This window comes from Pseudomonas sp. St386 (genome assembly GCF_018325865.1).
Lineage (GTDB): Bacteria > Pseudomonadota > Gammaproteobacteria > Pseudomonadales > Pseudomonadaceae > Aquipseudomonas > Aquipseudomonas brassicacearum.
In genome coordinates this window covers 112317-137108 of record NZ_AP021900.1, presented here as the reverse complement: position 1 = coordinate 137108, position 24792 = coordinate 112317, and the positions used below count along the sequence as shown (strand labels likewise).

The following is a 24792-nucleotide window of genomic DNA, read 5'->3' as shown; positions in this document are numbered from 1 at the left end:
AACCTCAGGCAATGCGTGGGTCTGGATTGTCCAGGACGCTGTCTGTCTGCTCAGCGCGGAATTTTTTCAGCACGGTATGAAATTGTGGGTGCTTGGCGCCCAGGATGCTCGCCGACAGCAGGGCCGCGTTGATCGCGCCGGCCTTGCCGATGGCCAGGGTCGCGACCGGGATGCCGGCTGGCATCTGCACGATCGACAGCAACGAATCGACGCCCGAGAGCATCGAAGACTGGACCGGCACGCCCAGCACCGGCAGGTGGGTCTTGGCCGCACACATGCCTGGCAAATGGGCGGCTCCACCGGCACCGGCGATGATCACCTCGATGCCACGCGCCTCGGCCTCTTCGGCGTACTGGAACAGCAGGTCCGGGGTACGGTGGGCGGAGACCACTTTCACCTCGTAAGGGATGCCGAGCTTTTCCAGCATATCGGCGGTGTGGCTAAGGGTGGACCAATCGGACTTGGAGCCCATGATCACGCCAACCAGTGCACTCATCGTCGTGCCTCTTCTCTCTGGGCGCCCGCAGGCGCGTCAAAAAACAACAAGCCACGCAGGAAACCGGCGTGGCTTGTTGTACGAATTATGGCCGGGCAAGCCGACCGAAGGCCGGGCAGTATACCGAAAATGGTGCGTTAAACGCACTTTCGCCGACCATCTGTCATTTGCGGTGAAGTGGCGGTTTTATTGACCTCAAAGTCAGTCTTGAGGCAACGCTCCCACAGGGTTTGCAGTGCTATCAAGATCCCGCGGCACCCTGCGCCACGCCACCTTCAAGCTTGCGCCACAACAACCGCACATTGGCCTTGCGCACCAGGGCGCAGCGGTACAGGCGGATCTCCAACGGCACGTGCCATTGCGGGCCGCCGCAGATCACCAGTTCGCCCCGGGCCAGTTCGGCGCGTACGCTCAGGTGCGGCACCCAGGCGATGCCCAGGCCTTCCAGGGCCATGCTCTTGAGGCTGTCGGCCATGGCCGTCTCGTAGATCGTGGTGAACCGCAGCGCCCGCTGGCGCAACAACTGGTTGACCGAACGCCCGAGGAACGCCCCGGCGCTGTAGGCCAGCAGCGGCACGCTGGCCTCGCCCTCAAGGTCGAACAGCGGCTTGCCATCGGCATCGGCCGCGCACACCGGCAGCATTTCGGTCTGGCCCAAGTGCAGCGACGGGAAGATCTCCGGGTCCATCTGCATGGCCGAGTCCGGATCGTAGAAGGCCAGCATCAGGTCGCAGCCCCCTTCACGCAAGGCGTGGACGGCATCGCCGACGTTGGTCGCCACCAGCCGCGTGGCGATGTTCATCCCGTCGTTGCGCAGCTGGGCGATCCAGCGCGGAAAGAAGCCCAGCGCCAGGGAGTGGGCAGCGGCCACTTGTATGACTTCGCCCTGCCCGCCCTCCAGGTGATGCAAATGGCGCAACACTTCACCCAGTTGCTCGACAACCGTGCGCGCCGTCACCAGGAACAACTGCCCCGCGGCCGTCAGCTCGACGGGCGTACGCGAACGGTTGACCAGGGTCAGCCCCAGCGCCGCCTCGAGGCTGCGGATTCGCCGGCTGAAGGCCGGTTGCGTCACGAAGCGCCGCTCGGCCGCCTGGGAGAAACTGCGGGTCGCGGCCAGGGCACTGAAGTCCTCAAGCCATTTGCTTTCAAGATTCATCACGTCCTCCCTTACACGCACCAAAACAGGTCACACGTTCGTCGCACCGCCGACGTCACACCGACATTATGCCGAATATGCATAGGCCAGTGCTTAACAGCATTGGCCCTATTTTTTTTGAGAGCCTAGGATTCGCAGCGTTCCGGCTCAGACCGGGTCCTTATCGAGATGATTTCTATCATGTCCTCCGCTGCATCATTCCGCACAGAAAAAGACCTGCTTGGCGTACTCGAAGTACCAGCGCAAGCGTATTACGGCATCCAGACCCTACGAGCGGTAAACAACTTCCGTCTCTCCGGCGTCCCGATCTCGCATTACCCTAAGCTGGTGGTCGGTCTGGCAATGGTCAAACAGGCCGCCGCTGACGCCAACCGCGAACTGGGCCAGCTCAGCGAAGCCAAGCACGCAGCCATCAGTGAAGCCTGTGCACGATTGATCCGCGGCGATTTCCACGAAGAATTCGTGGTGGACATGATCCAGGGCGGCGCTGGCACGTCGACCAACATGAATGCCAACGAAGTCATCGCCAACATCGCGCTGGAGGCCATGGGCCACCAGAAAGGCGAGTACCAGTACCTGCACCCCAACAACGACGTGAACATGGCGCAGTCCACCAACGACGCCTACCCGACCGCGATCCGCCTGGGTCTGCTGCTGGGCCACGACGCGTTGCTGGCCAGCCTCGACAGCCTGATCCAGGCGTTCGCGGCCAAAGGTGAAGAATTCAGCCACGTCCTGAAAATGGGCCGCACCCAGCTGCAAGACGCCGTGCCGATGACCCTCGGCCAGGAATTCCGCGCCTTCGCCACCACCCTGAGCGAAGACCTGGCGCGCCTGAAAACCCTGGCGCCTGAACTGCTCACTGAAGTGAACCTGGGCGGCACAGCCATCGGCACCGGCATTAACGCCGACCCGCGCTACCAGGCCCTGGCCGTACAGCGCCTGGCGACCATCAGCGGCCAGCCGCTGGTTCCGGCCGCCGACCTGATCGAAGCCACCTCCGACATGGGCGCCTTTGTGCTGTTCTCCGGCATGCTCAAGCGCACCGCGGTCAAGCTGTCGAAGATCTGCAACGACCTGCGCCTGCTGTCCAGCGGCCCACGCACCGGCATCAACGAAATCAATCTGCCAGCCCGCCAGCCAGGCAGCTCGATCATGCCCGGCAAGGTCAACCCGGTGATCCCGGAAGCGGTCAACCAGGTGGCATTCCAGATCATCGGCAACGACCTGGCCCTGACCATCGCGGCCGAAGGCGGCCAACTGCAACTGAACGTGATGGAACCGCTGATCGCCTTCAAGATCTTCGACTCGATCCGCCTGCTGCAACGGGCCATGGACATGCTGCGCGAGCACTGCATCGTCGGCATCACCGCCAACGAAGCGCGCTGCCGTGAACTGGTCGAGCACTCGATCGGCCTGGTCACCGCCCTGAACCCGTACATCGGCTATGAAAACGCCACCCGAATCGCCCGTGTTGCCCTGGAAAGTGGCCGCGGCGTGCTGGAACTGGTGCGCGAAGAAGGCTTGCTCGACGACGCCATGCTCGACGACATCCTGCGCCCGGAAAACATGATTGCTCCGCGTCTGGTCCCGCTCAAAGCGTGATCGACACGAACACCGCTCACCAGGTCGAGGGACTAGACACCTCTCACCTTTTGAGGGCTTGGGGATCTTCCCCAAGCCCTTTTTTTAATTGATAGCAGCAAAGGATGACTGAACCTGTGGGAAGGAACCTGCTCGCGATAAACGACGACGCGCTGCCCGTTGTAAACCGCGTCGCCAGCCAACGCGAGCAGGCTCGCCCCCACAATAACCTGACCGAAAGGCCAGGTGTTTCAAAGGTTTCGTTTCGTCGGACGCACCACAACTGTGCAGACGGGCACCGCACTGATAGGTATAGTGCCGCCCCTCTTCGCATGAGTGGTCGTCTGCAGCGAGACCCTTAAACATGCGAAAACCGAACTAATAACAACCCGCGAAAATGGACCGGGACGAAACATCGCCTCACCTGTTGGGCCGCGCACCAACCGATGTAACGCGATATTTCCAAATGGCCAGCATTTGCTTAAACAAAAAACAGCGAGGAATACTCATGCTTGAAGTCATCAACGACTTCCTCTCAGGGAAAGTGCTGATCGTGCTCATTGTCGGGCTCGGGAGCTATTTCACGATCCGCTCGCGTTTCGTCCAGTTCCGTCATTTCTTTCATATGTTCGCGGTGTTCCGTGACAGCCTGAAGAGCAGTGCTGGCCAGCTCAGCTCGTTCCAGGCCTTGATGCTCAGCCTGGCCGGTCGTGTCGGCGCGGGCAACATCGCCGGTGTCGGCATCGCCGTGACCCTCGGTGGTCCTGGTGCGGTGTTCTGGATGTGGGTGACCGCGTTGGTCGGCATGTCCAGCAGCTTCTTCGAGTGCTCCCTCGGCCAGCTCTACAAGCGCTGCGACTCCGAAGGCCAGTTCCGTGGCGGCCCGTCCTACTACATCCAGCACGGCCTGCAGAAGCGCTGGTTGGGCATGATCATGGCGGTCCTGTTGCTGGTCACCTTCGGCTTCGCCTTCAACGGCCTGCAAGCCCACGCCGTCACCCACTCCCTGAACAACGCCTTCGGCTTCGACACCACCTACACCGGCCTGGGCCTGGCGGTGCTGCTGGGCCTGGTGTTCATCGGCGGGATCAAGCGCATCGCCAAGGTGGCTGACCTGCTGGTACCGGTCAAGACCCTGGCGTACATCGCCGTGACCATCTACGTGATCGTGCTGCAGTTCGAACATGTACCGGGCATGCTGGCGACCATCGTCAAGAGCGCCTTTGGTCTGGACCAGGCCTTCGGCGGCCTGATCGGCAGCGCCATCGTCATGGGCGTCAAGCGTGGCGTGTTCGCCAACGAAGCCGGCCTGGGCAGTGCGCCTAACGTCGCTGCTGTCGCGTCGGTCGAGCACCCGGTAGCCCAAGGCGTGGTACAGGCATTCAGCGTGTTCCTGGACACGTTCGTGATCTGCACCTGCACCGCGCTGCTGATCCTGCTGTCGGGCTTCTACACCCCGGGCTTCGAAGGCGACGGCATTGCCCTGACCCAGAACTCCCTGGCGGCCGTCGTGGGTGACTGGGGCCGGGTATTCATCTCCGTGGCCTTGTCCTTGTTTGTGTTCACCTCGATCCTCTACAACTACTACCTGGGCGAGAACAACCTGCGCTTCATGCTGGGTGAGAACCGCAAGGCCCTGATCGCCTACCGTGCACTGGTCCTGGTCCTGATTTTCTGGGGCGCCATCGAAAACCTCAGCACCGTGTTCGCCTTCGCCGACATCACCATGACCCTGCTGGCGTTCGTGAACCTGATCGCGCTGTTCCTGCTGTTCAAGGTCGGCATGCGCATCCTGCGTGACTACGATGACCAACGTTCGGCCGGCATCAGGACCCCTGTCTTCGATTCCAGCAAGTTCCCGGACCTGGATCTGGACCGCAAGGCTTGGCCTGCCAACCCATCGGCGTCGGTTGCCAATCCTGACACCGCTGTTGCTGGCGCGACCGCAGCGCAACGCTGATCGGTACAAGCTGTTTGGAAAAAACCGGGCGCATCCCCTGCGCCCGGCGTGACACAGCCTAAGGTCGGCGTCATGCTCGGCCTTATGTTGTGGCAGCTAACCCAAGCTGCCGTTTTCGTCCTCGGAGAACAACCCCATGAATGGCTCGACCTACCCTGCCGCCCAGCACGTCATGGTGCTCTACACCGGCGGCACCATCGGCATGCAGGCCAGCGCCCACGGCCTGGCTCCGGCATCCGGTTTCGAAGCGCGTATGCGTGATTACCTGCACAGCCAACCCGAACTCGTCGTCCCGCAATGGCGCTTCCGGGAAATGTCGCCGCTGATCGACAGCGCCAACATGACCCCGGCCTACTGGCAGCAACTGCGCGAAGCGGTGGTCGATGCCGTGGATGTGCAGGGCTGCGACAGCGTACTGATCCTGCACGGCACCGACACCCTGGCCTACAGCGCTGCAGCGATGAGCTTCCAGCTGCTGGGCCTGCATGCGCGGGTCTGCTTCACCGGCTCGATGCTGCCCGCCGGCGTGACCGACAGCGACGCCTGGGAAAACCTCAGCGGCGCGCTGGTCGCTCTTGGCCAGGGCCTGGCGCCGGGCGTGCACCTGTACTTCCACGGTGAGCTGCTGGCGCCAACCCGTTGCGCGAAAGTGCGCAGCTTTGGTCGTCACCCGTTCAAGCGCCTGGAACGCCAGGGCGGAGGTGTCAAAGCCTCCTCGCTGCCGGCGCAGTTGAATTACAACCAACCCAAGCAACTGGTAAACATCGCAGTGTTGCCGCTGTTTCCCGGCATCAGCGCGCAGGTCCTCGATGGCCTGCTGGGCAGCGGTGTCCAGGGCCTGGTGCTGGAATGCTACGGCAGCGGCACCGGGCCGAGCGACAACCCGGCCTTCCTCGCCAGCCTGGAGCGGGCGCGGGACAGCGGCGTGGTCGTCGTGGCGGTGACCCAATGCCATGAAGGTGGCGTCGAGCTGGACGTGTATGAAGCTGGCAGCCGCTTGCGTGGCGTTGGCGTGCTGTCCGGCGGCGGCATGACCCGCGAAGCCGCGTTCGGCAAGTTGCAGGCCTTGATTGGCGCCGGGCTGCCAGTGGAAGAGGTTCGGCGGCTGGTAGAGCTGGACCTGTGTGGCGAGCTGAGCTGAGCTTAGACGCTGCAAAACCTGTGGGAGCAAAGCTTGCTCGCGATGCAGGCGACACAGATCAACTGTAAGGTCGCGTCATCGTTCTTCGCGAGCAAGCTTTGCTCCCACAGGTCTACTCCCACATTAGAGGTTGTGTTGAACCTTCGATTTTCATCCGGCATATAACTTGCTCCGTTTCCAGCCTTCCCCAGGCTGGAAACGGACATGCTTCATTCCCACCTCACCACCCTCAACGCCGTCTCCCTGGTACTGAGCGCCTTCAAGAACCAAGGGCTGTCCAGTGAGGCATTGCTGGCCGGCAGCGGCATCAGCGCGGCGGACCTGAGCCGGGCCGATACGCGCATCACCACCAACCAGGAGATGCAGGTCTGCGCCAACGCCGTGGCCCTCAAGCGCGACATCGGCCTGGAGCTGGGCCTGCGCATGCACGTTTCGTCCTACGGCATGCTCGGCTATGCGCTGCTCACCAGTGCCACCTTAGGTGACGCCTTGCGCCTGGCGCTGCGCTATCCGGCGCTATTGGGAACACTCTTCGAACTGAACCTGGACGATGACGGCCAGCACATCTGGTTCAGCGCCAGCGATTATCGGGAGAACCCGGCCCTGGCGGTGTTCAATGCCGAGTTCTGCATGGTTTCGCTGAAGGTCATCTGTAACGACCTCCTTGGTCATGCACTACCCTTGCGTGCGGCACGCTTCGAACATCCGGCGCCCGATTACCAGGCGCGCTACGCCGCGCTCTTCGATTGCCCGGTGCGCTTCGACAGCGTCGATAACGCGTTCGCCTTCGAGCGCCACTGGCTCGACCAACCCTTGCCCCTGGCCGACCCCATCACCCATCACGCCATGGCCGAACGTTGCCGCCGGCAGAATACCGAGTTCACCGGACGCCAGGCCTGGCTGGGGCGGATCCGCCAGTTGCTCGACGCCCAACTGAACGCCGCCCCCGGGCTGGAAGGCCTGGCCGAACAGATGAACTGCTCGGCGCGCACCCTGCGCCGCCACCTCAAGGACCTGGGCTGCAGCTACCAGGAACTGCTGGACGAACTGCGCTTCGAACGGGCCAAGCAGATGCTCTGCGAGGACCAATTGCCGATCTATCGAATCGCCGAACGACTGGGCTTCAGCGAAACCGCCAGCTTCCGCCACGCCTTCGTGCGCTGGAGCGGCGTGGCGCCAAGCCAGTTCAGGGCCTGATTCCCTGTGGGAGCAAGGCTTGCCCGCGATGGCGTCAGCCCAGACACATCCTGCTCTAACATTCCAAGTCGGATCCGCTTCTGCTGTCCTAGCCTTGAAATAAAGGACAGATCAAGGAGGATCACTTGTGACAACACTGCCTCATTCCCAACAGTTGCGTTTCGGACGTTATTCGCAGTCTGGACAAGTCTATTTACTGACCGTGAATACGCGCGGCCGCGAGCCGTTTTTTGGCCGCTTCGAGACAGGACGCTTGGTGGTTGACGCCTTCCGAAAGGCTCAGGAAGAACAATTTGCCCATTCGTTGGCCTGGGTGGTGATGCCAGACCATTTTCACTGGCTGATCGAATTGCAGGGTATAGAACTCTCCAAGCTGATTGCGCGAACAAAGTCTCGGACCACGGTTGTCTTCAATCGATTGACGCAGCGGGAAGGATCGCTTTGGCAGGAGGGATTTCATGACCGAGCCATTCGCAAGGAGGAAGATCTGCAAACAGTCGCTCGATATGTCGTGGCAAACCCGCTGCGAGCCGGTTTAGTTAAGAAAATTGGGGACTACCCATTGTGGGACGCGATATGGGTCTGATTCGATTTAAGCTGCGTCCATGATGGCCTCATCGCGGGCAAGCCTTGCTCCCACAGGTATTCCAAATGCTGCTTTTTGGGGGAGCAAACCTGCTTCCACAGGCATTCCAGATGCTGCCTTTTGGGGGAGCAAACCTGCTTCCACAGGCATTCCAGATGCTGCCTTTTGGGGGAGCAAACCTGCTCCCACAGGCATTCCAAATGCTGCCTTTTGGGGGAGAAAACCTGCTTCCACAGGTATTCCAAATGCTGCCTTTTTGGGGGGCCTGCTCCCGCAGGTACTCCAGATGCTGCTTTTTGGCGGGGCAAGCCTTGCCCCCATAGCATTCAAGGCGCAGCCCTGTGGGAGCAAGGCTTGCCCGCGATGGCAATATGACTAACCCCGCAAAAACGCCTGATGCAACGCATCCACCGTCTCGAAGTGATACGCCGGGCCCTCGGCGCTGAGTTCTTCATGGCTGCCGAATCCATACCCCACCGCCGCTGCATCCAGGCCGTTGCTGCGGGCGCCGATCAGGTCGTGCTTGCGATCGCCGATCATCAGGGTGCTGGTCGGGTCGAGGCCTTCTTCGGCCAGCAGGTGGGCAATCAACTCGACCTTGTTGGTGCGGGTGCCGTCCAGTTCGCTGCCGTAGATCACCTTGAAGTGCCGGGCGAAGTCGAAGTGGCGGGCGATTTCCCGGGCGAAGACCCAGGGTTTGGAAGTGGCGATGTACAACTGGCGCCCTTGGCTGCCCAAGGTTTCCAGCAGTGGCATCACGCCGTCGAAGACGCGATTTTCGTATAGGCCGGTGACCTTGAAGCGTTCGCGATAGAAATTCACCGCCTCCCAGGCCTTCGCTTCATCGAAGTCGTAAAACTGCATGAACGCCTGTAGCAGCGGCGGGCCGATGAAATGCTCGAGGCGGGTCAGGTCGGGTTCGTCGATGCCCAGTTTGCTCAAGGCGAACTGGATCGAACGGGTGATGCCCTCGCGGGGGTCGGTGAGGGTGCCGTCGAGGTCGAAGAGTACAGTCTGGTAATGCATTGCAGTTCCTGGAAGTCATGGGGCTGCTGCGCAGCCCAGCGGGAGCAAGCTCCCTCGCCACGATGAATAGAGGTGGCAGGCGAACCCGTCAGGGCTGGTCGTAGCCTTCGGCCAGGTGCAGGTCCTTGAGCTTCACGTAGTTCGCCGCGCTGTAGGTGAAGAAGGCGCGCTCCTTGTCCGTCAGCGGCCTGGCCTGCTTCACAGGGCTGCCCACATATAAAAAGCCGCTTTCCAGGCGTTTGCCTGGCGGTACCAGGCTACCGGCACCGATGATCACATCATCTTCGACCACCGCGCCGTCCATGACGATGCTGCCCATGCCGATCAGGACCCGGCTGCCCACGGAGCAGCCATGAAGCATGACCTTGTGGGCGATGGTCACGTCGTCGCCGATCAGCAACGGGAAGCCCTCGGGATTGAACGGACCGGCGTGGGTGATGTGCAGCACGCAACCATCCTGGACGCTGGTACGCGCACCGATACGGATGCGGTGCATGTCGCCGCGTATGACCGTCAGCGGCCAGACGGAGCTGTCTTCGCCGATTTCGACGTCGCCGATCACCACCGCGGTGCTGTCGACAAAAGCGCCCCGGGCTAGCCGCGGGCTGTGGTTCTGGTACGTGCGAAGGGTCACGATAGGCTCTCTCTTATCCGGTGATAGGCGCTGCTAGCTGCGGTGAACGTCGATTGTAATTAAGATGGGCCCATGTTTCTTCCAGCCAAGGTGTCGACCGTGAGCGTGAACAACCCTCTTTTGCAGCCCTATGACCTGCCGCCATTCTCGGCGATCCGTGCCGAGCACGTGCAACCGGCCATCGAGCAAATCCTGGCTGACAACCGTGCCGCCATCGCCGAGCTCCTCAAGACCCAAGTCCAGCAGCCTACCTGGGCCGGCCTGGTATTGGCGATGGACGAGCTCAATGATCGCCTGGGCGCCGCCTGGAGCCCGGTCAGTCATTTGAACGCCGTGCGCAACAGCCCTGAACTGCGCGAAGCCTACGAGGCCTGCCTGCCGGCACTGAGTGCCTACTCCACCGAGCTGGGCCAGAACCGCGAGTTGTTCCAGGCCTTCGAAGCCCTGGCGAGCAGCCCTGAAGCCGCCGGTTTCGACGTGGCGCAGAAAACCATCCTGGAACACTCCCTGCGTGACTTCCGCCTGTCGGGTATCGACCTGCCACCGGAGCAGCAGAAGCGTTACGCCGAAGTGCAGAGCAAACTGTCCGAACTGGGCAGCCGCTTCTCCAATCAACTGCTGGACGCGACCCAGGCCTGGACCAAGCACGTCACCGACGAGGCCGCCCTCGCCGGCCTGACCGACTCGGCCAAGGCGCAAATGGCCGCGGCCGCCCAGGCCAAGGAGCTGGACGGCTGGCTGATCAACCTGGAATTCCCCAGCTATTACGCGGTGATGACCTACGCCGAAGACCGCGCCCTGCGTGAAGAAGTCTACGCCGCCTACTGCACCCGCGCCTCCGACCAGGGCCCGAATGCCGGCCAGAACGACAACGGCCCGGTGATGGAACAGATCCTCGACCTGCGTCAGGAACTGGCCCAATTGCTCGGTTTCGCCAACTTCGCCGAGTTGAGCCTGGCGACCAAGATGGCCGAATCCAGCGATCAGGTGCTCAGTTTCCTGCGGGACCTGGCCAAGCGCAGCAAACCGTTCGCTGCCCTGGACCTGGAACAGCTCAAAGCCTTCGCCGCCGAACAGGGCTGCCCCGACCTGCAAAGCTGGGACAGCGGTTTCTACGGTGAAAAACTGCGCCAGCAGCGTTACAGCGTGGCCCAGGAAGCCCTGCGTGCGTACTTCCCGATCGACAAGGTACTGGGCGGCCTGTTCGCCATCGTGCAACGCCTCTACGGCATCGAGATCGCCGAACTGAAAGGCTTCGACACCTGGCACCCGGACGTGCGCCTGTTCGAAATCAAGGAAAACGGCCAGCACGTCGGCCGCTTCTTCTTCGACCTCTACGCCCGCGCCAACAAGCGTGGTGGGGCCTGGATGGATGGCGCCCGCGACCGTCGTCGCACCTTCGAAGGCGTCCTGCAAAGCCCGGTCGCCAACCTGGTGTGCAACTTCACCCCGGCCGACAGCGGCAAGCCGGCGCTGCTGACCCACGATGAAGTCACCACCCTGTTCCACGAATTCGGCCATGGCCTGCACCACCTGCTGACCCGCGTCGAACATGCCGGCGTGTCCGGCATCAACGGCGTGGCCTGGGATGCCGTGGAGCTGCCGAGCCAGTTCATGGAAAACTGGTGCTGGGAGCCTGAAGGCCTGGCGCTGATTTCCGGCCACTACGAAACCGGCGAGCCACTGCCCCAGGACCTGCTGGAGAAAATGCTCGCGGCGAAAAACTTCCAGTCCGGCCTGATGATGGTCCGCCAGTTGGAGTTCTCGCTGTTCGACTTCGAGCTGCACGCCACCCACGGCGATGGCCGCAGCGTGCTGCAAGTGCTCGAAGGCGTGCGCGACGAAGTGTCGGTCATGCGTCCCCCAGCCTACAACCGCTTCCCCAACAGCTTCGCCCACATCTTCGCCGGCGGGTATGCGGCGGGCTACTACAGCTACAAATGGGCGGAAGTGTTGTCGGCCGACGCGTTCTCCAAGTTCGAAGAGGACGGCGTGCTCAACGCCGACACCGGGCGTGCTTTCCGTGAGGCGATCCTGGCCCGTGGCGGCTCGCAGGAGCCGATGGTGCTGTTCGTCGACTTCCGTGGCCGTGAGCCGTCGATTGACGCACTCTTGCGCCACAGCGGCCTGACCGAGGACGCGGCAGCATGAGCGAGGGACCTGTGATTACCAAGCGACGCTTTATCGCCGGGGCGGTCTGCCCGGCCTGCAGCGAGCCGGACAAATTGATGATGTGGAACGAAGACGGCGTACCGCACCGTGAATGTGTGGCCTGCGGTTATTCCGACACACTCAACGAGCAAGGCCTGTCGGTGCCCAAGGAATTGGGCACCCGGGTCAATACCTCGGCGCTCAAGGCGCCGGACGCCAAGGTTCAGGCGGTGCAGTTTTTCCCCAACCCCAAGTTGAAGAAAAAACCGACGGAATGATCCGATATCACCTTCCGGGCCCCACGGCCCGGAAGCGATACATATATACCGCCCGCACCCACACCTTCCTTTGCAGACTGTTCATCACGTCCAGACTGAGAGGAAGGCTGCCATGCCCGACGATGCCAATCCGCTGTTGCAGGCCCATGACCTGCCCCCTTTTTCGCTGATCCAAGCCGAACATTTTTCACCGGCCCTTGACCGGATTCTTGCCGAGAGCCGCGCTCAAGTCGCCGAAATCATCAAGACCCAGACACCCTTCCCCACCTGGGACGACCTCGTGCTGGCGATGGACGAGATCCACGCCCGTTTGAAGAGCTTCGGCTATGTGCTGGAGCGACTGAGCTGGAACAGGTTAGGTGACGCCTGGATCCAGGCTTGGTCGGACTGCAGCGAACGGCTACAGGATTTCCAGCGGTCACTCAAACACCATCCCGACCTGTTCCAGCTTTATCAACGCTTGGCAAACAGCCCGATAGCCCGACATTTCACGCCAGCGAGAAAAAGAACCCTGGCAAAGGTCCTCCGGCAGTTTCGCCAGAACGGCTTGGCGCACACCGCACAGGCCGACTTGAAAGACCTGCAACTGCGTATCCAAGGCGCCCGTGACTTGTTCCTGGAACACTTGCACGAGGCCAATAAAGCCTGGAGCCAAACGTTTGACGACGAGGCCCGGTTGAGCGGCCTGCCATCGTCCTTCAAACAACGCATGGCTGACCAGGCGCGTATGGCTGGACGCAAGGGCTGGTTGCTGATGCTCGACGAGGAGTCGTTTCGTCTGGTCACCCGTTACGCTGACGATCACGCTTTGCGCAAGCAAATCTACGTCGCCTTCAGCACGCGCGCATCGGATCAGGGGCCCCATGCCGGCGTGTTCGACAACGGCGAAGTCCTCGCGCAGTTACTCAGGGATCGCCATGAACACGCCACGTTACTGGGCTATTCGAATTACGCTCAAATGGCGCTCGAACCGGAGCAGGCCGAGTCGCCGGAACAGGTCCTGTCGTTCTTGCAGGAACGACTCGCCCAGCAGCGCAGCGTATTTGCCCGGGACACCGAGCAACTGGAAAAATTTGCCGCAACGCAAGGCTTCAGCGGTCTCCAGCCTTGGGATCATCAATACCTGGCCGAAAAGCTTCGGCGGCAAACGACAGGGGTTTCGGGGCAGGCCACCAGTGCCTGGTTTGAACTGGAGTCGACTTTTGCACAGCTGTTGCTGATCGCCAGGGACCTGTTCGGCGTGAACATCGTTGAACGCCAGGACGTCGCAACCTGGCATCCGGACGTGCGTCTTTTTGAAGTCCGCGAGGGGGACGAGACCGTGGGCTACCTCTATTTCGACCCGTTTGCAGAGGCGAACCAGGACGGTTTTCCCAATACCACCACCCTGCGCAATCGCCGCATCACCGCCGAAGGCCGGCCTCGGCTCCCCATCGCGGTCTTGCATGGCTGGTTGCCGCGTGGCTCAGGCGCAAACCCGGTGTTGCTGGATCATCGGCAGCTGCGCATCCTCTTTCATGAGTTCGGCCATTGCTTGCATCACGTCTTGACCCGGGCTGAATACCGCGAAATTTCGGGCATCTCGGAACTGTCCCGGGACACGGCCGAATTCGCCGGGGTGTTGTTCGAGCAATGGTGCTTCGCCAAACCCTGCCTGATGCGTATCTCGAAACATCACCAAACCGGGGCGCCCTTGCCGGACACCCTCGCCGATCAATTGCTGGTCTACCTCCATACCCAGACCAGTTGGGACAGCGCCTCGTTCTTGCGCGATGCGCTGTTCGACATGGAATTGCACCGCAGCCACGGCGATGGACGCACCGCCCAACACGTATTCGACCAAGTCAGCGCGCAGGTCGGGCATTTGCCGGTGTCTGCAACCGAACGCTGGCCCAATGGCCTGGACTACATGGTGACCGGCTATGGTGCCGGGCTCTATGCCTATGCCTGGTCGAGGGAATTGGCGAAAACCGTGTTCCAGAGATTCAAGCGCGACGGGCTGTTCAACCGGGAAACCGGGCAGGCGTTGCGCGAGACGATTTTCGGGCCGGGCGATTCGCGACCGCTGTCTGAGTCGATCACGGCGTTTCTGGGCACGTAGCGATCATCGCTCGGGAAGCACAACCTGAGGGTCGAGGTGACGCGTCGTCGTGGTTGAGTTGACCCAGCTTTCCAGGGAGCAAAGGGCAAAGACGCTGGTGCTGCAATCGCCATTCGCCAGCGCCACACGGAGTTTGTCGACATCGGCCTGCATCATGTAGCGCACCCCGTCCTTGAAGTGATGACTGTCACCGAAGCCCCCTTCGGTCATTTCGTTCAAGGCGTCCTCTTTGCTCCAACCCTGCACCACCACCCGGTACATGGCGGCGACCAGCCCGGTGCGGTCCGAGCCGTGCTTGCAGTGCATCAGCACCGGCCCCTTGGCTTCGGCCGCCTGGACGGCGCGCAAAGCCCTGAGGATGTCGCTGTCATCGACATGATTGGTGCGATAGGGCAACTGCACTTGCTCGATGCCGGGGGTGGACAGCCAACGCTTGTCCGACTCCGGCAGGAAGGTGATGACCGTGCCAATCCTGAGTTTGGTCAGCAAGGGCAGCGCTGCGCCATCCGGCAGGGAGCTGCGGTAGAGCGTCGGTGACATCTGGTAGAGGTTGTAGTCCTTTTCCACCGGCTGCGCCCATTCAGCGGGCCTCGCATCAGGGGAATCGGCCGCTTGGGCGGGGATCTCGGCCAGCCCGATGAGCAAGGCCAGGCAGAGCAGTGAACGGGAACAGAGCTTGAGCATGCACGGACGACCGAAAACGAAGGAATGCGAGATCGACAGTTTCGGCTCGCTGCGGTTAAAAGCCTGTGAGGAGAACGTCAAAGCGTTGTGAACGATGATCGGGTATTCGGGCTGCTGAATGGCACTGGTCTTAATCGAATGCAACGAATACTGTATGCACATACAGCCTTTCGGAGTGCTCCCATGTCAGCTTCACTTCCGCCTCGCGGCCGCGGCACCGCGACCAACCCGCACAACCGCTTCGCCCCGAGTCGCTCGGTGGCCGAAGATGACGGCTGGTATCAGGAAGTCCCGCCGACCCAGGGCACTGAAGTGCGCATCGAAATGGCCAAGACCATCATTACCCGCAACACCTCGTCCGATATTCCCTTCGACCGCTCGATCAACCCGTACCGAGGCTGCGAACACGGCTGTATCTACTGCTATGCGCGGCCCAGCCATGCCTATTGGGACATGTCGCCGGGGCTGGATTTCGAAACGAAGCTGATCGCCAAGACCAATGCCGCCGATGTGCTGGAAGAGCAATTGTCCCGGCGCGGCTACCAATGTGCGCCAATCGCGCTGGGGTCCAACACCGATCCCTATCAGCCTATCGAGCGTGAACAACGGATCACCCGCCGGATTCTCGAGGTGCTGCTGCGCTATCGGCATCCGGTGACCATCGTCACCAAGGGTTCGCTGATCCTGCGCGACCTGGACCTGCTGACCGAGCTGGCGCAACAACGCCTGGTGCATGTGATGATCAGCCTCACCACCCTGGACGATGAGCTCAAGCGTATTCTCGAACCCCGCGCGGCGGCGCCCAAGGCGCGGTTGCGGGCGATCAAGGTCATGCGCGAGGCGGGCATTGCCGTGGGAGTGCTGTGTGCACCGATGATCCCGATGATCAACGACAGCGAGATCGAGAGCCTGCTGACCGAAGCCCACGCCGCCGGCGCGCAGAATGCCGCCTACGTCATGCTGCGCCTGCCGCTGGAAGTCGCGCCGCTGTTCGAGGAGTGGTTGCAAGCGCACTACCCGCAACGCGCCGCCCATGTGCTGAGCCTGGTCCGCCAGAGCCGTGGCGGCGAACTGTATGACAGCCGCTTCGGTGCGCGGATGCGCGGAGAAGGCCCGTTCGCCGACCTGCTGGCCCAACGTTTCGCCAAGGCCCTCAAGCGCTTGGGGCTTGAGCGCCGCGACGGATACAATCTTGATTGCGATGCCTTCTGTCCGCCGGGCCGACAGATGTCTTTGATTTGATTAAAGTTGACCTTGGAACGGCTACTGGACATGAGCTGCGCCAGTGTTTTGCCACCCCTGGAATCGTTGTCCTAGAGCCTTCGATTTCAGTTTGAGTTAAGTTTCGGCCGCTACCTTGTTCAGCGAGTGACTGACGGGTCGAACACCTCGACCTGGATGTTTTTTAACCAGCCACTGGCGTCAACGTCAAAGAGGATGAATCATGAGTGACAAGGATAAACAGCCGTTGGCTGCGTCGGCTTCAGCCCAACCCGAGGCGGAAACCGCCGATGCAGCGCTGCAGCATATTGTTGACGGCTTTTTGCATTTCCATCACGAGATCTTTCCGCAACAGGAAGAGCTCTTCAAGAAACTCGCCACCGCCCAGAAACCCCGGGCGATGTTCATCACCTGCGCCGATTCGCGCATCGTGCCCGAGTTGATCACCCATAGCTCCCCCGGCGACCTGTTCGTGACCCGTAACGTCGGCAACGTCGTTCCACCTTATGGGCAAATGAACGGCGGCGTCTCCACCGCCATCGAATACGCCGTGCTGGCCCTCGGCGTGCAGCACATCATCGTTTGCGGCCATTCCGATTGTGGCGCCATGCGCGCGGTGCTCAACCCCGATACCCTGGAAAAAATGCCCACGGTCAAGGCCTGGCTGCGCCACGCCGAAGTGGCCAAGACCATGGTCCACGACAACTGTCCGTGCGGCGACGAAAAACAGACCATGTCGATCCTCACCGAAGAGAACGTGATCGCGCAGTTGCAGCATTTGCGAACGCACCCCTCGGTCGCATCGCGCATGGCCAATGGTCAGTTGTTCATCCATGGCTGGGTGTACAACATCGAGACCAGCGAGATCAAAGCCTATGACGCGGACCAGGGACGTTTCCTGCCGCTCGATGGCAGCCATCCGATACCGGTGGCGACGCCCAAAGCGCGCTTCTAACCACTCCTAAACATCCTTGTGTGGTTCAGCCTTACCGCTATTTGCGCGGTAGGGCCTCGCCATGCCTGAAGAAAACTTCGGGAGAGTCGCCATGCGTGCTCAATTAAAAGCTGTTCTGCCACGGGAGCTATTGGCTTCGGTGGTGGTGTTCCTGGTGGCGCTGCCCTTGTGCATGGGCATTGCCATCGCCTCCGGCCTGCCACCGGCCAAAGGCCTGATCACCGGCATCATCGGTGGCCTGGTAGTGGGTTTCCTGGCAGGTTCCAAGCTGCAAGTCAGTGGCCCGGCCGCCGGGTTGGCGGTGTTGGTCTTCGAATTGGTGCGCCAGCATGGCGTCGCCATGCTCGGGCCGATCCTGCTGCTGGCCGGTCTGCTGCAATTGTTGGCCGGGCGCTTTCGTCTCGGCTGCTGGTTCCGGGTCACCGCACCTGCGGTGGTGTACGGGATGCTCGCGGGTATCGGCGTGCTGATCGTGTTGTCCCAGGTCCATGTGATGCTCGACGCGGCGCCCAAGCCGTCAGGGCTGGATAACCTGGCGGCGTTCCCGGCGGCGGTGGCCCAGGCCTTGCCGTCCTTCGGCTGGCAGGCCGGCCTGCTTGGTTTGTCGACGATTGCGGTGATGTGGCTGTGGGAGAAGTTTCGTCCCCACAGCCTGCGCTTCATTCCCGGCGCCTTGCTCGGTGTCGGCCTGGCGACCATCGCCAGCCTGATGCTGGCCTTGCAGGTCAAACGCGTGGAAGTCCCGGAGAACCTCGCCGAAGCCATTGATTGGCTGCGCCCGGCGGACCTGCTGAACCTGGCCGACCCGACGCTGCTGATCGCCGCCTTCGCCGTGGCCTTCATCGCCAGCGCCGAAACCCTGCTGTCGGCGGCCGCCGTGGACCGCATGCACAGCGGTGATCGTGCGGACTTCGACCGCGAACTGTCGGCGCAAGGTATCGGCAACATGCTCTGCGGCCTGCTCGGCGCCCTGCCGATGACTGGGGTGATCGTGCGCAGCTCGGCCAACGTCCAGGCCGGGGCCACCACGCGGATGTCGACGATTTTCCACGGCCTGTGGTTGTTGCTCTTCGTGCTGTTGCTGTCCAGCGTGCTGCAAAGCATTCCGGTGGCGAGCCTGGCGGGGGTGTTGGTGTACACCGGTTTCAAACTGGTGGACCTCAAGGCGTTTCGCAGCCTGGGCCGCTATGGCCGGATGCCGATGTTCACCTACGCCGCAACGGCGCTGGCGATCATCTTCACCGACCTGCTGACCGGTGTACTGATCGGCTTCGGCCTGACCCTGGCGAAACTGGCCTGGAAAGCCTCGCGACTGAAAATCAGCCTGATCGACCTGCCCCAGGAAGGCGAGATGGAACTGCGACTGGTCGGGGCAGCCACCTTCCTCAAGGTCCCGGCGCTGACCCAGGTGCTGGGTAGCATACCGACAGGCGCGACCGTGCATGTGCCGCTCAATAACCTGAGCTACATCGATCACTCGTGCCTGGAGCTACTGGAAGAATGGGGCCGGGCGAATGCCAGCAAGGGTTCGAAGCTGCTGATCGAATCCCGCGGGCTCAAGCGCCGGTTGGAAGGGCGGTTGCGTACCACCGTAGGGGTTGGCGCAGCCTCCGCCTGACACCTCGCTCCCAAAGGGGCTGGGTGTAAGGCACAGGATTCATGAACACCACAGACCCAATGTGGGAGCGAGCTTGCTCGCGATAGCGGAGTATCAGTCAACTGTGATGTGGCTGATGTAATGTCATCGCGAGCAAGCTCGCTCCCACAGGGGTTGGGGGTTGGGTGTAGGACACACGATTCATGAGCGGCACAGATCCAATGTGGGAGCGGGCTTGCTCGCGAAAGCGGTGGATCAGTTAGCTAAATGCTGCCTGACACTGCGCCTTCGCGAGCAAGCCCGCTCCCACAAGGGGTTCATGTTTTGCTGCTGGATCAAGCCGCCGGCTGATCCAGCTCCAGCCCAACACCCAGCTGGCGCGACAGGCACGGCCAGCGCTTCCAGGCAGCGCCCGTGTCCGGGCTGCCGAGTTTCTCCCGGTAAGACTCCACCGACTCCAGCGCAAAGCTGTCTTCGTCGAGCATTTCGTCAACGGCGTGATGCACGGCTTCGTCCAGCTGGTTGGCGAACGGTTCGCCGATCAAATGGTGAGCGATCAGGTTGGCGACCGTCATGTCCAGCGGGATCAGCGGTTGGCTGAAATGCTTGATGTACAGGTCGTTGACCTCCTCCACCAGCCGGTGGGCCAGATAGGCCTCGTCCAGCAAACTGTCCAGGCCAACGTGGCCTTCCATCACCTTCGGTGGCTGGAGGAAAAACTGTTCGGCGATAGTCAGCACCGGCTTTATCTGCGATTCGATACCGGCTTCGCGAGCCACCTCGTTGGCGGCGTCCAGCAGGTCCGGCACTTGCTCGATATAAGCGCTGACAAAACGGGTCATCACGCCCTTCGCGTCGATGTCCGGCAGTTGAATGGCGGCGTGCAGGTGCGGTAGCTGAGCCTCCAGCTGACGGGTCAACTGGCCGGTCTCGGCCTCGTGTTGTTGGGCTTTTTGGATCTGCTCGCGCAATGCGGCGGTGTTCATGACAACTCCAGGAAACAAAGGCAATGAAATAGGGAAGACATAACTTAGCTGGCGCAAAAACACTCCTAAGACCTATTTTTCATAACCGTCTCTTCCTTGCTACGTCGCAGTTATATCGATTTGCCATCACTCAGGTTCGCATCCTTCTCCATTCGCGGGCTCTAGCGCAAGCCCTGTCTGTTTCAAACGATTTACGCCATCGCGTTGCGAGGTTGCAGGTGCTGTCTATACTCGGGTTGGAATGGAGTTAGCTGATGACACCCGATTGCATGTGCAGCAAGGCGCGGCGAGTCAATTAAGCAGTCTGAATAGCCGATCCCTTGCCGCAGGCTTTACGCCTACGGGATAACAAGAACGATAAGGGGAACCCGCAATGACGCGACATCCACACGTATGGATGGGCCTCCTGTTGTGGTCGATTTTCAGCCAGGCACAAGCGGCCTGGACTGTGAATATGGCGCCTGGAGCGACACAGATCAGCAACGCAGTGTTCGACCTGCACATGACCATTTTCTGGATCTGTGTGGTCATCGGCATCATCGTCTTCGGCGCCATGTTCTGGTCGATGATCATGCACCGCCGTTCAACCGGCCAGAATGCCGCGCATTTCCACGAAAACACCCGCGTCGAAATCCTCTGGACCATCGTGCCCTTCGTGATCCTGGTGCTGATGGCGATTCCCGCCACCGCCACCCTGATCAAGATGTACGACTCCAGCGAGTCGGACATTGATATCCAGGTCACTGGCTATCAATGGAAGTGGCACTACAAGTACCTGGGCCAGGACGTCGAGTTCTTCAGCAACCTGGCGACCCCCGCCGAACAGATCCATAACCAGAGCGCCAAGGGCGAGCACTACCTGCTGGAGGTCGACAAGCCGCTGGTGCTGCCGGTCGATGCCAAGGTGCGCTTTCTGGTGACCTCCGCCGACGTGATCCACTCCTGGTGGGTGCCGGCCTTCGCGGTCAAGCGCGATGCGATCCCAGGGTTCGTCAACGAAGCGTGGACCCGTGTCGACAAGCCCGGCCTGTACCGTGGCCAGTGCGCCGAGCTGTGCGGCAAGGACCACGGTTTCATGCCGATCGTGGTGGAGGTCAAGAGCAAGCCCGACTATGAGAAATGGCTGGGCGAACGCAAGGCCGAAGCCGCGCAGCTTAAAGAGCTGACCAGCAAGGAATGGACCCTGGACGAGCTCAAGGAACGTGGCGACAAGATCTACCACACCACCTGCGTGGCCTGTCACCAGGCCGAAGGCCAGGGCTTGCCGCCGATGTTCCCGGCCCTCAAGGGCTCGAAAATCGCCACCGGACCCAAGGCTGATCACCTGAGCATTGTCTACCACGGCAAGCCCGGCACAGCCATGGCCGCGTTCGGCAAACAGTTGTCGGAAGTCGATATCGCCGCAGTCGTGACCTATGAACGCAACGCCTGGGGCAACAACAAGGGCGACATGGTTACGCCTAAAGAAGTGCTGGAACTCAAACAGGCGGAAAGCAAATGAGCCGGCCTGACGTTCGTTCCCGCAACCGGTCGGGGCTCACCGCCCCGGGCCGCCCAGCCCACTCGTTCGAAGGAGACAGGACATGAGTGCTGTGATCGATGACCACGGTCATGCCGGCGCCGACCACGCCCATGGCCCCGCCAAGGGCCTGATGCGCTGGGTACTGACCACCAACCACAAGGATATCGGCACGCTGTACCTGTGGTTCGCGTTCTCCATGTTCCTGTTGGGCGGCTCGTTCGCCATGGTGATCCGCGCCGAGCTGTTCCAGCCCGGCCTGCAGATCGTGGAGCCGGCGTTCTTCAACCAGATGACCACCATGCATGGCCTGGTGATGGTCTTCGGCGCGGTGATGCCGGCCTTCGTCGGCCTGGCCAACTGGATGATCCCGCTGATGATCGGCGCGCCGGACATGGCCCTGCCGCGCATGAACAACTTCAGCTTCTGGCTGTTGCCGGCCGCGTTCCTGCTGCTGGTGTCGACGTTGTTCACAGCCGGTGGCGGGCCTAACTTCGGTTGGACCTTCTACGCGCCGCTGTCCACCACTTATGCGCCGGAAAGCGTGACGTTCTTCATCTTCGCCATCCACCTGATGGGCATCAGCTCGATCATGGGCGCGATCAACGTGATCGCCACCATCCTCAACCTGCGCGCCCCTGGCATGACCCTGATGAAGATGCCGCTGTTCGTCTGGACCTGGCTGATCACCGCGTTCCTGCTGATCGCAGTGATGCCAGTGCTGGCCGGCTGCGTGACGATGATGCTGATGGACATCCACTTCGGCACCAGCTTCTTCAGTGCCGCCGGTGGCGGTGACCCGGTGCTGTTCCAGCACGTGTTCTGGTTCTTCGGCCACCCCGAGGTGTACATCATGATCCTGCCGGCCTTCGGTGCCGTCAGCTCGATCATCCCGGCCTTCTCGCGCAAGCCGTTGTTCGGCTACACCTCGATGGTCTATGCCACGGCCGCCATTGCGTTCCTGTCGTTCATCGTCTGGGCGCACCACATGTTCGTGGTCGGCATTCCGCTGGTGGGCGAGCTGTTCTTCATGTACGCCACCCTGCTGATCGCCGTGCCCACCGGGGTGAAGGTGTTCAACTGGGCCAGCACCATGTGGCAAGGCTCGCTGACCTTCGAAACGCCGATGCTGTTTGCCGTGGCGTTCGTGATCCTGTTTTCCATCGGTGGTTTCTCCGGGCTGATGCTGGCCATCGCCCCGGCGGACTTCCAGTACCAGGACACCTACTTCGTGGTCGCGCACTTCCACTATGTGCTGGTGCCCGGCGCGATCTTCGGGATCTTCGCCTCGGCCTACTACTGGCTGCCGAAATGGACCGGCCACATGTACGACGAAACCCTCGGCAAGCTGCACTTCTGGCTGTCGTTCGTCGGGATGAACATGGCGTTCTTCCCGATGCACTTCGTCGGCCTGGCGGGCATGCCCCGGCGGATTCCCGACTACAACCTGCAGTTCGCCGACTTCAACATGGTCTCGTCCATCGGCGCGTTCATGTTCGGCACCACGCAGATCTTCTTCCTGTTCATCGTGATCAAGACCATCCGAGGCGGCCCGCCCGCACCGGCCAAGCCTTGGGATGGTGCCGAAGGGTTGGAGTGGAGCGTGCCGTCGCCGGCGCCGTATCACACCTTCACTACGCCGCCGGAAGTGAAATAGATGACACATGGGACCTGTGTGGGAGCGAGCTTGCTCGCGATAGCGGTGTATCTGACACACCGAGTCGTCGCTATCGCGAGCAAGCTCGCTCCCACAGGGTTCCCGGTGAGGACTGGAAACCATGGCTGATTCGATTTCGATGAAGAAACTGGTCACCCGCCTGCTGCTGGTGGTGGTGGCCATGTTCATCTTCGGGTTTGCCCTGGTGCCGATCTACGACGTGATGTGCAAGGCGTTCGGCATCAACGGCAAGACCGGCGGGCAGTACGAAGGCGAGCAGACCGTCGATGAATCGCGGCAGGTGCGGGTGCAGTTCCTGTCGACCAACGCGGTGGACATGGTCTGGGATTTCTACCCCAAGGGCGACCAACTGGTGGTCAAGCCGGGGGCGGTGAACGAGATGGTGTTCGTCGCCCACAACCCCACCAACCGGCCGATGAGCGCCCAGGCGGTTCCGAGTATCTCGCCCAGCACTGCGGCGGCGTATTTCCACAAGACCGAATGTTTTTGTTTTACCCAGCAAGTGCTGCAACCCGGCGAACGCATCGAAATGCCCATGCGCTTCATCGTCGACCGGGACATGCCCAAGGAAGTGAAGCACCTGACGCTGTCCTACACGCTGTTCGATATCACCGCTCGTCATCCACCGGTGGCTCTAAACACTGACCGATAGCGTGCCCGATAAGGAGAACAATAAATGGCAACTCACGAACACTATTACGTTCCGGCCCAGAGCAAATGGCCGATCATCGCCACGGTCGGGATGTTCGTCACGGTGTATGGCCTGGCGACCTGGTTCAACGACCTGAAGGCGGCGCGGCCGGAATCCCATGGCCCGCTGATCTTTTTCATTGGCGGCCTGCTGGTGGCCTACATGCTGTTCGGCTGGTTCGGCGCGGTGGTCAAGGAAAGCCGCGCCGGGCTGTACAGCGCACAACTCGATCGCTCGTTCCGCTGGGGCATGAGCTGGTTCATCTTTTCCGAAGTGATGTTCTTCATCGCGTTCTTCGGTGCGCTGTTCTATGTGCGCAACATCTCGGCGCCAGGCCTGGCGGGTGAGGGCACCAAGGGGCTGTCACACATGCTCTGGCCGAGCTTCGAGTTCGCCTGGCCGTTGCTGAACAACCCCGACCCGAAACTCTTTCCGGCGCCCAAGGAAGTCATCAGCCCCTGGGGCTTGCCGCTGCTCAATACCGTCCTGCTGGTCAGCTCCAGCGTCACCGTCACCATTGCCCACCACGCCTTGAAAAAAGGCCATCGCGGTGCGCTGAAAATCTGGCTGGCGATCACCGTGCTGCTGGGTTGCGCCTTCCTGGGCTTCCAGGCCGAAGAATACATGCACGCCTACAAGGAACTGGGCCTGACCCTGGGCTCCGGCGTCTACGGTGCGACGTTCTTCATGCTCACCGGTTTCCACGGCGCCCACGTCACCATCGGCACGATCATCCTGTTCGTCATGCTGATGCGCATCATGCGCGGGCACTTCGATAACGAGCACCAGTTCGGCTTCGAGGCGGCGAGCTGGTACTGGCACTTCGTCGATGTGGTGTGGATCGGTTTGTTCGTCTTCGTCTACGTGCTCTGAGGCACGACTACCAGGGCGCGTGGGATACCAACTGGCCGCTGAAAAAACCCCAGGCGATCAAGCCGACGGTGACGGCGGCCAGACTGACCCGAATCGCCAGGGCGATGACCAGGCGATTGGAGTTGCTGTCGTCCTTGACCAGAAAAAACAGGCCGCTGAACAGGCTGACAACCGTGGCAATCAGCATCAGGACGATGGCTGCTTTTAGCATTAGGGACACTCCGGGGGGACGCGATGCACGTGAGTATAGCTATCCCGTTCGACGGCTTTCGGAC

The 24792-nt window shown here is 61.4% G+C and carries 22 protein-coding genes; 15 read left to right on the top strand and 7 right to left on the bottom strand.

From position 1 onward, the window contains the following. Positions 1–4: 4 nt before the first annotated feature. Together purE and KI235_RS00610 are read right to left on the bottom strand one after the other, a co-directional pair. Positions 5–496: a 5-(carboxyamino)imidazole ribonucleotide mutase gene (gene purE / locus KI235_RS00615; protein ID WP_003196369.1), complete on the bottom strand. Its 492-nt coding sequence runs from the start codon at positions 494–496 to the stop codon at positions 5–7. A 241-nt stretch (positions 497–737) separates the two neighbouring features. After that, on the bottom strand, positions 738–1655 hold the full coding sequence (locus KI235_RS00610) for a LysR substrate-binding domain-containing protein (protein WP_003196365.1): 918 nt from the start codon (positions 1653–1655) through the stop codon (positions 738–740). Between the two features lie 180 nt (positions 1656–1835). On the opposite strand from KI235_RS00610, the gene aspA reads away from it, so the two are divergent. The 5 genes from aspA to KI235_RS00585 all read left to right on the top strand — a co-directional run bounded on the left by aspA (position 1836) and on the right by KI235_RS00585 (position 8123). Beyond that, on the top strand, positions 1836–3260 hold the full coding sequence (aspA, locus tag KI235_RS00605) for an aspartate ammonia-lyase (RefSeq protein WP_003196363.1): 1425 nt from the start codon (positions 1836–1838) through the stop codon (positions 3258–3260). A gap of 487 nt (positions 3261–3747) precedes the next feature. Then, on the top strand, positions 3748–5199 hold the full coding sequence (locus KI235_RS00600) for an alanine/glycine:cation symporter family protein (RefSeq protein ID WP_003196361.1): 1452 nt from the start codon (positions 3748–3750) through the stop codon (positions 5197–5199). Between the two features lie 136 nt (positions 5200–5335). Next, a complete protein-coding gene (locus KI235_RS00595) occupies positions 5336–6340 on the top strand; it encodes an asparaginase (protein WP_212795434.1) in 1005 nt (334 codons plus the stop codon). 204 nt (positions 6341–6544) lie between these two features. Beyond that, a complete protein-coding gene (locus KI235_RS00590) occupies positions 6545–7537 on the top strand; it encodes an AraC family transcriptional regulator (protein ID WP_003196356.1) in 993 nt (330 codons plus the stop codon). Between the two features lie 127 nt (positions 7538–7664). Next, on the top strand, positions 7665–8123 hold the full coding sequence (locus KI235_RS00585) for a transposase (protein ID WP_013691988.1): 459 nt from the start codon (positions 7665–7667) through the stop codon (positions 8121–8123). A gap of 375 nt (positions 8124–8498) precedes the next feature. Here the strand turns inward: KI235_RS00585 and KI235_RS00580 are convergent, their stop codons facing one another. After that, positions 8499–9149, bottom strand: a complete 651-nt coding sequence (locus KI235_RS00580) for an HAD family hydrolase (RefSeq protein WP_100263661.1) — start codon at positions 9147–9149, stop codon at positions 8499–8501. Between the two features lie 88 nt (positions 9150–9237). After that, positions 9238–9783: a gamma carbonic anhydrase family protein gene (locus tag KI235_RS00575; protein ID WP_003196351.1), complete on the bottom strand. Its 546-nt coding sequence runs from the start codon at positions 9781–9783 to the stop codon at positions 9238–9240. 72 nt (positions 9784–9855) lie between these two features. Between KI235_RS00575 and prlC the strand changes: the two genes are divergently transcribed. The 3 genes from prlC to KI235_RS00560 all read left to right on the top strand — a co-directional run bounded on the left by prlC (position 9856) and on the right by KI235_RS00560 (position 14313). Next, on the top strand, positions 9856–11934 hold the full coding sequence (prlC, locus tag KI235_RS00570; RefSeq protein WP_013691985.1) for an oligopeptidase A: 2079 nt from the start codon (positions 9856–9858) through the stop codon (positions 11932–11934). Further along, positions 11931–12212 carry a YheV family putative zinc ribbon protein gene (locus KI235_RS00565; protein WP_003196348.1) on the top strand — a complete coding sequence of 94 codons (282 nt, stop codon included), beginning with the start codon at positions 11931–11933 and terminating at the stop codon, positions 12210–12212. The genes prlC and KI235_RS00565 overlap by 4 nt, the downstream gene beginning before the upstream one ends. A 112-nt stretch (positions 12213–12324) precedes the next feature. Next, positions 12325–14313 (top strand): M3 family metallopeptidase, encoded by a 1989-nt coding sequence (locus tag KI235_RS00560; RefSeq protein ID WP_069971267.1) that lies wholly within the window; start codon positions 12325–12327, stop codon positions 14311–14313. 3 nt (positions 14314–14316) lie between these two features. On the opposite strand, the gene KI235_RS00555 is transcribed toward KI235_RS00560, so the two are convergent. Next, positions 14317–14997 carry a tyrosine-protein phosphatase gene (locus KI235_RS00555; protein ID WP_003196344.1) on the bottom strand — a complete coding sequence of 227 codons (681 nt, stop codon included), beginning with the start codon at positions 14995–14997 and terminating at the stop codon, positions 14317–14319. A gap of 183 nt (positions 14998–15180) precedes the next feature. Between KI235_RS00555 and KI235_RS00550 the strand changes: the two genes are divergently transcribed. From KI235_RS00550 to KI235_RS00540, 3 genes are all read left to right on the top strand, one after another. Then, positions 15181–16239 carry a PA0069 family radical SAM protein gene (locus KI235_RS00550; RefSeq protein ID WP_003196342.1) on the top strand — a complete coding sequence of 353 codons (1059 nt, stop codon included), beginning with the start codon at positions 15181–15183 and terminating at the stop codon, positions 16237–16239. A gap of 202 nt (positions 16240–16441) precedes the next feature. Further along, the gene (locus tag KI235_RS00545; RefSeq protein ID WP_003196341.1) at positions 16442–17173 is read left to right on the top strand and encodes a carbonic anhydrase; all 732 of its coding nucleotides are present in this window, start codon (positions 16442–16444) and stop codon (positions 17171–17173) included. A 91-nt stretch (positions 17174–17264) separates the two neighbouring features. Continuing rightward, positions 17265–18791 (top strand): SulP family inorganic anion transporter, encoded by a 1527-nt coding sequence (locus KI235_RS00540; protein ID WP_003196339.1) that lies wholly within the window; start codon positions 17265–17267, stop codon positions 18789–18791. Between the two features lie 314 nt (positions 18792–19105). On the opposite strand, the gene KI235_RS00535 is transcribed toward KI235_RS00540, so the two are convergent. Continuing rightward, positions 19106–19756: a hypothetical protein gene (locus KI235_RS00535; protein ID WP_003196336.1), complete on the bottom strand. Its 651-nt coding sequence runs from the start codon at positions 19754–19756 to the stop codon at positions 19106–19108. Between the two features lie 373 nt (positions 19757–20129). Here KI235_RS00535 and coxB point away from each other — a divergent pair, with 373 nt between their 5' ends. From coxB to KI235_RS00515, 4 genes are all read left to right on the top strand, one after another. Continuing rightward, on the top strand, positions 20130–21257 hold the full coding sequence (gene coxB, locus KI235_RS00530) for a cytochrome c oxidase subunit II (protein WP_003196334.1): 1128 nt from the start codon (positions 20130–20132) through the stop codon (positions 21255–21257). Between the two features lie 82 nt (positions 21258–21339). Further along, on the top strand, positions 21340–22932 hold the full coding sequence (ctaD, locus tag KI235_RS00525; protein WP_003196332.1) for a cytochrome c oxidase subunit I: 1593 nt from the start codon (positions 21340–21342) through the stop codon (positions 22930–22932). Positions 22933–23053: 121 nt separating this feature from the next. Beyond that, positions 23054–23605 carry a cytochrome c oxidase assembly protein gene (locus KI235_RS00520; protein ID WP_013691983.1) on the top strand — a complete coding sequence of 184 codons (552 nt, stop codon included), beginning with the start codon at positions 23054–23056 and terminating at the stop codon, positions 23603–23605. Between the two features lie 24 nt (positions 23606–23629). Then, positions 23630–24517 (top strand): cytochrome c oxidase subunit 3, encoded by an 888-nt coding sequence (locus KI235_RS00515; RefSeq protein ID WP_039013363.1) that lies wholly within the window; start codon positions 23630–23632, stop codon positions 24515–24517. A gap of 7 nt (positions 24518–24524) precedes the next feature. On the opposite strand, the gene KI235_RS00510 is transcribed toward KI235_RS00515, so the two are convergent. Beyond that, complete coding sequence (locus tag KI235_RS00510) at positions 24525–24728, bottom strand: twin transmembrane helix small protein (RefSeq protein ID WP_003196325.1); 204 nt, start codon at positions 24726–24728, stop codon at positions 24525–24527. Positions 24729–24792: the final 64 nt, after the last annotated feature.

Bases quoted from the DNA above. Each gene is read 5' to 3' on its own strand.
- purE (WP_003196369.1), bottom strand. From the start codon at position 496: ATGAGTGCACTGGTTGGCGTGATCATGGGCTCCAAGTCCGATTGGTCC.
- KI235_RS00610 (WP_003196365.1), bottom strand. From the start codon at position 1,655: ATGAATCTTGAAAGCAAATGGCTTGAGGACTTCAGTGCCCTGGCCGCG.
- aspA (WP_003196363.1), top strand. From the start codon at position 1,836: ATGTCCTCCGCTGCATCATTCCGCACAGAAAAAGACCTGCTTGGCGTA.
- KI235_RS00600 (WP_003196361.1), top strand. From the start codon at position 3,748: ATGCTTGAAGTCATCAACGACTTCCTCTCAGGGAAAGTGCTGATCGTG.
- KI235_RS00595 (WP_212795434.1), top strand. From the start codon at position 5,336: ATGAATGGCTCGACCTACCCTGCCGCCCAGCACGTCATGGTGCTCTAC.
- KI235_RS00590 (WP_003196356.1), top strand. From the start codon at position 6,545: ATGCTTCATTCCCACCTCACCACCCTCAACGCCGTCTCCCTGGTACTG.
- KI235_RS00580 (WP_100263661.1), bottom strand. From the start codon at position 9,149: ATGCATTACCAGACTGTACTCTTCGACCTCGACGGCACCCTCACCGAC.
- prlC (WP_013691985.1), top strand. From the start codon at position 9,856: ATGTTTCTTCCAGCCAAGGTGTCGACCGTGAGCGTGAACAACCCTCTT.
- KI235_RS00565 (WP_003196348.1), top strand. From the start codon at position 11,931: ATGAGCGAGGGACCTGTGATTACCAAGCGACGCTTTATCGCCGGGGCG.
- KI235_RS00560 (WP_069971267.1), top strand. From the start codon at position 12,325: ATGCCCGACGATGCCAATCCGCTGTTGCAGGCCCATGACCTGCCCCCT.
- KI235_RS00555 (WP_003196344.1), bottom strand. From the start codon at position 14,997: ATGCTCAAGCTCTGTTCCCGTTCACTGCTCTGCCTGGCCTTGCTCATC.
- KI235_RS00550 (WP_003196342.1), top strand. From the start codon at position 15,181: ATGTCAGCTTCACTTCCGCCTCGCGGCCGCGGCACCGCGACCAACCCG.
- KI235_RS00545 (WP_003196341.1), top strand. From the start codon at position 16,442: ATGAGTGACAAGGATAAACAGCCGTTGGCTGCGTCGGCTTCAGCCCAA.
- KI235_RS00540 (WP_003196339.1), top strand. From the start codon at position 17,265: ATGCGTGCTCAATTAAAAGCTGTTCTGCCACGGGAGCTATTGGCTTCG.
- KI235_RS00535 (WP_003196336.1), bottom strand. From the start codon at position 19,756: ATGAACACCGCCGCATTGCGCGAGCAGATCCAAAAAGCCCAACAACAC.
- coxB (WP_003196334.1), top strand. From the start codon at position 20,130: ATGACGCGACATCCACACGTATGGATGGGCCTCCTGTTGTGGTCGATT.
- ctaD (WP_003196332.1), top strand. From the start codon at position 21,340: ATGAGTGCTGTGATCGATGACCACGGTCATGCCGGCGCCGACCACGCC.
- KI235_RS00520 (WP_013691983.1), top strand. From the start codon at position 23,054: ATGGCTGATTCGATTTCGATGAAGAAACTGGTCACCCGCCTGCTGCTG.
- KI235_RS00515 (WP_039013363.1), top strand. From the start codon at position 23,630: ATGGCAACTCACGAACACTATTACGTTCCGGCCCAGAGCAAATGGCCG.
- KI235_RS00510 (WP_003196325.1), bottom strand. From the start codon at position 24,728: ATGCTAAAAGCAGCCATCGTCCTGATGCTGATTGCCACGGTTGTCAGC.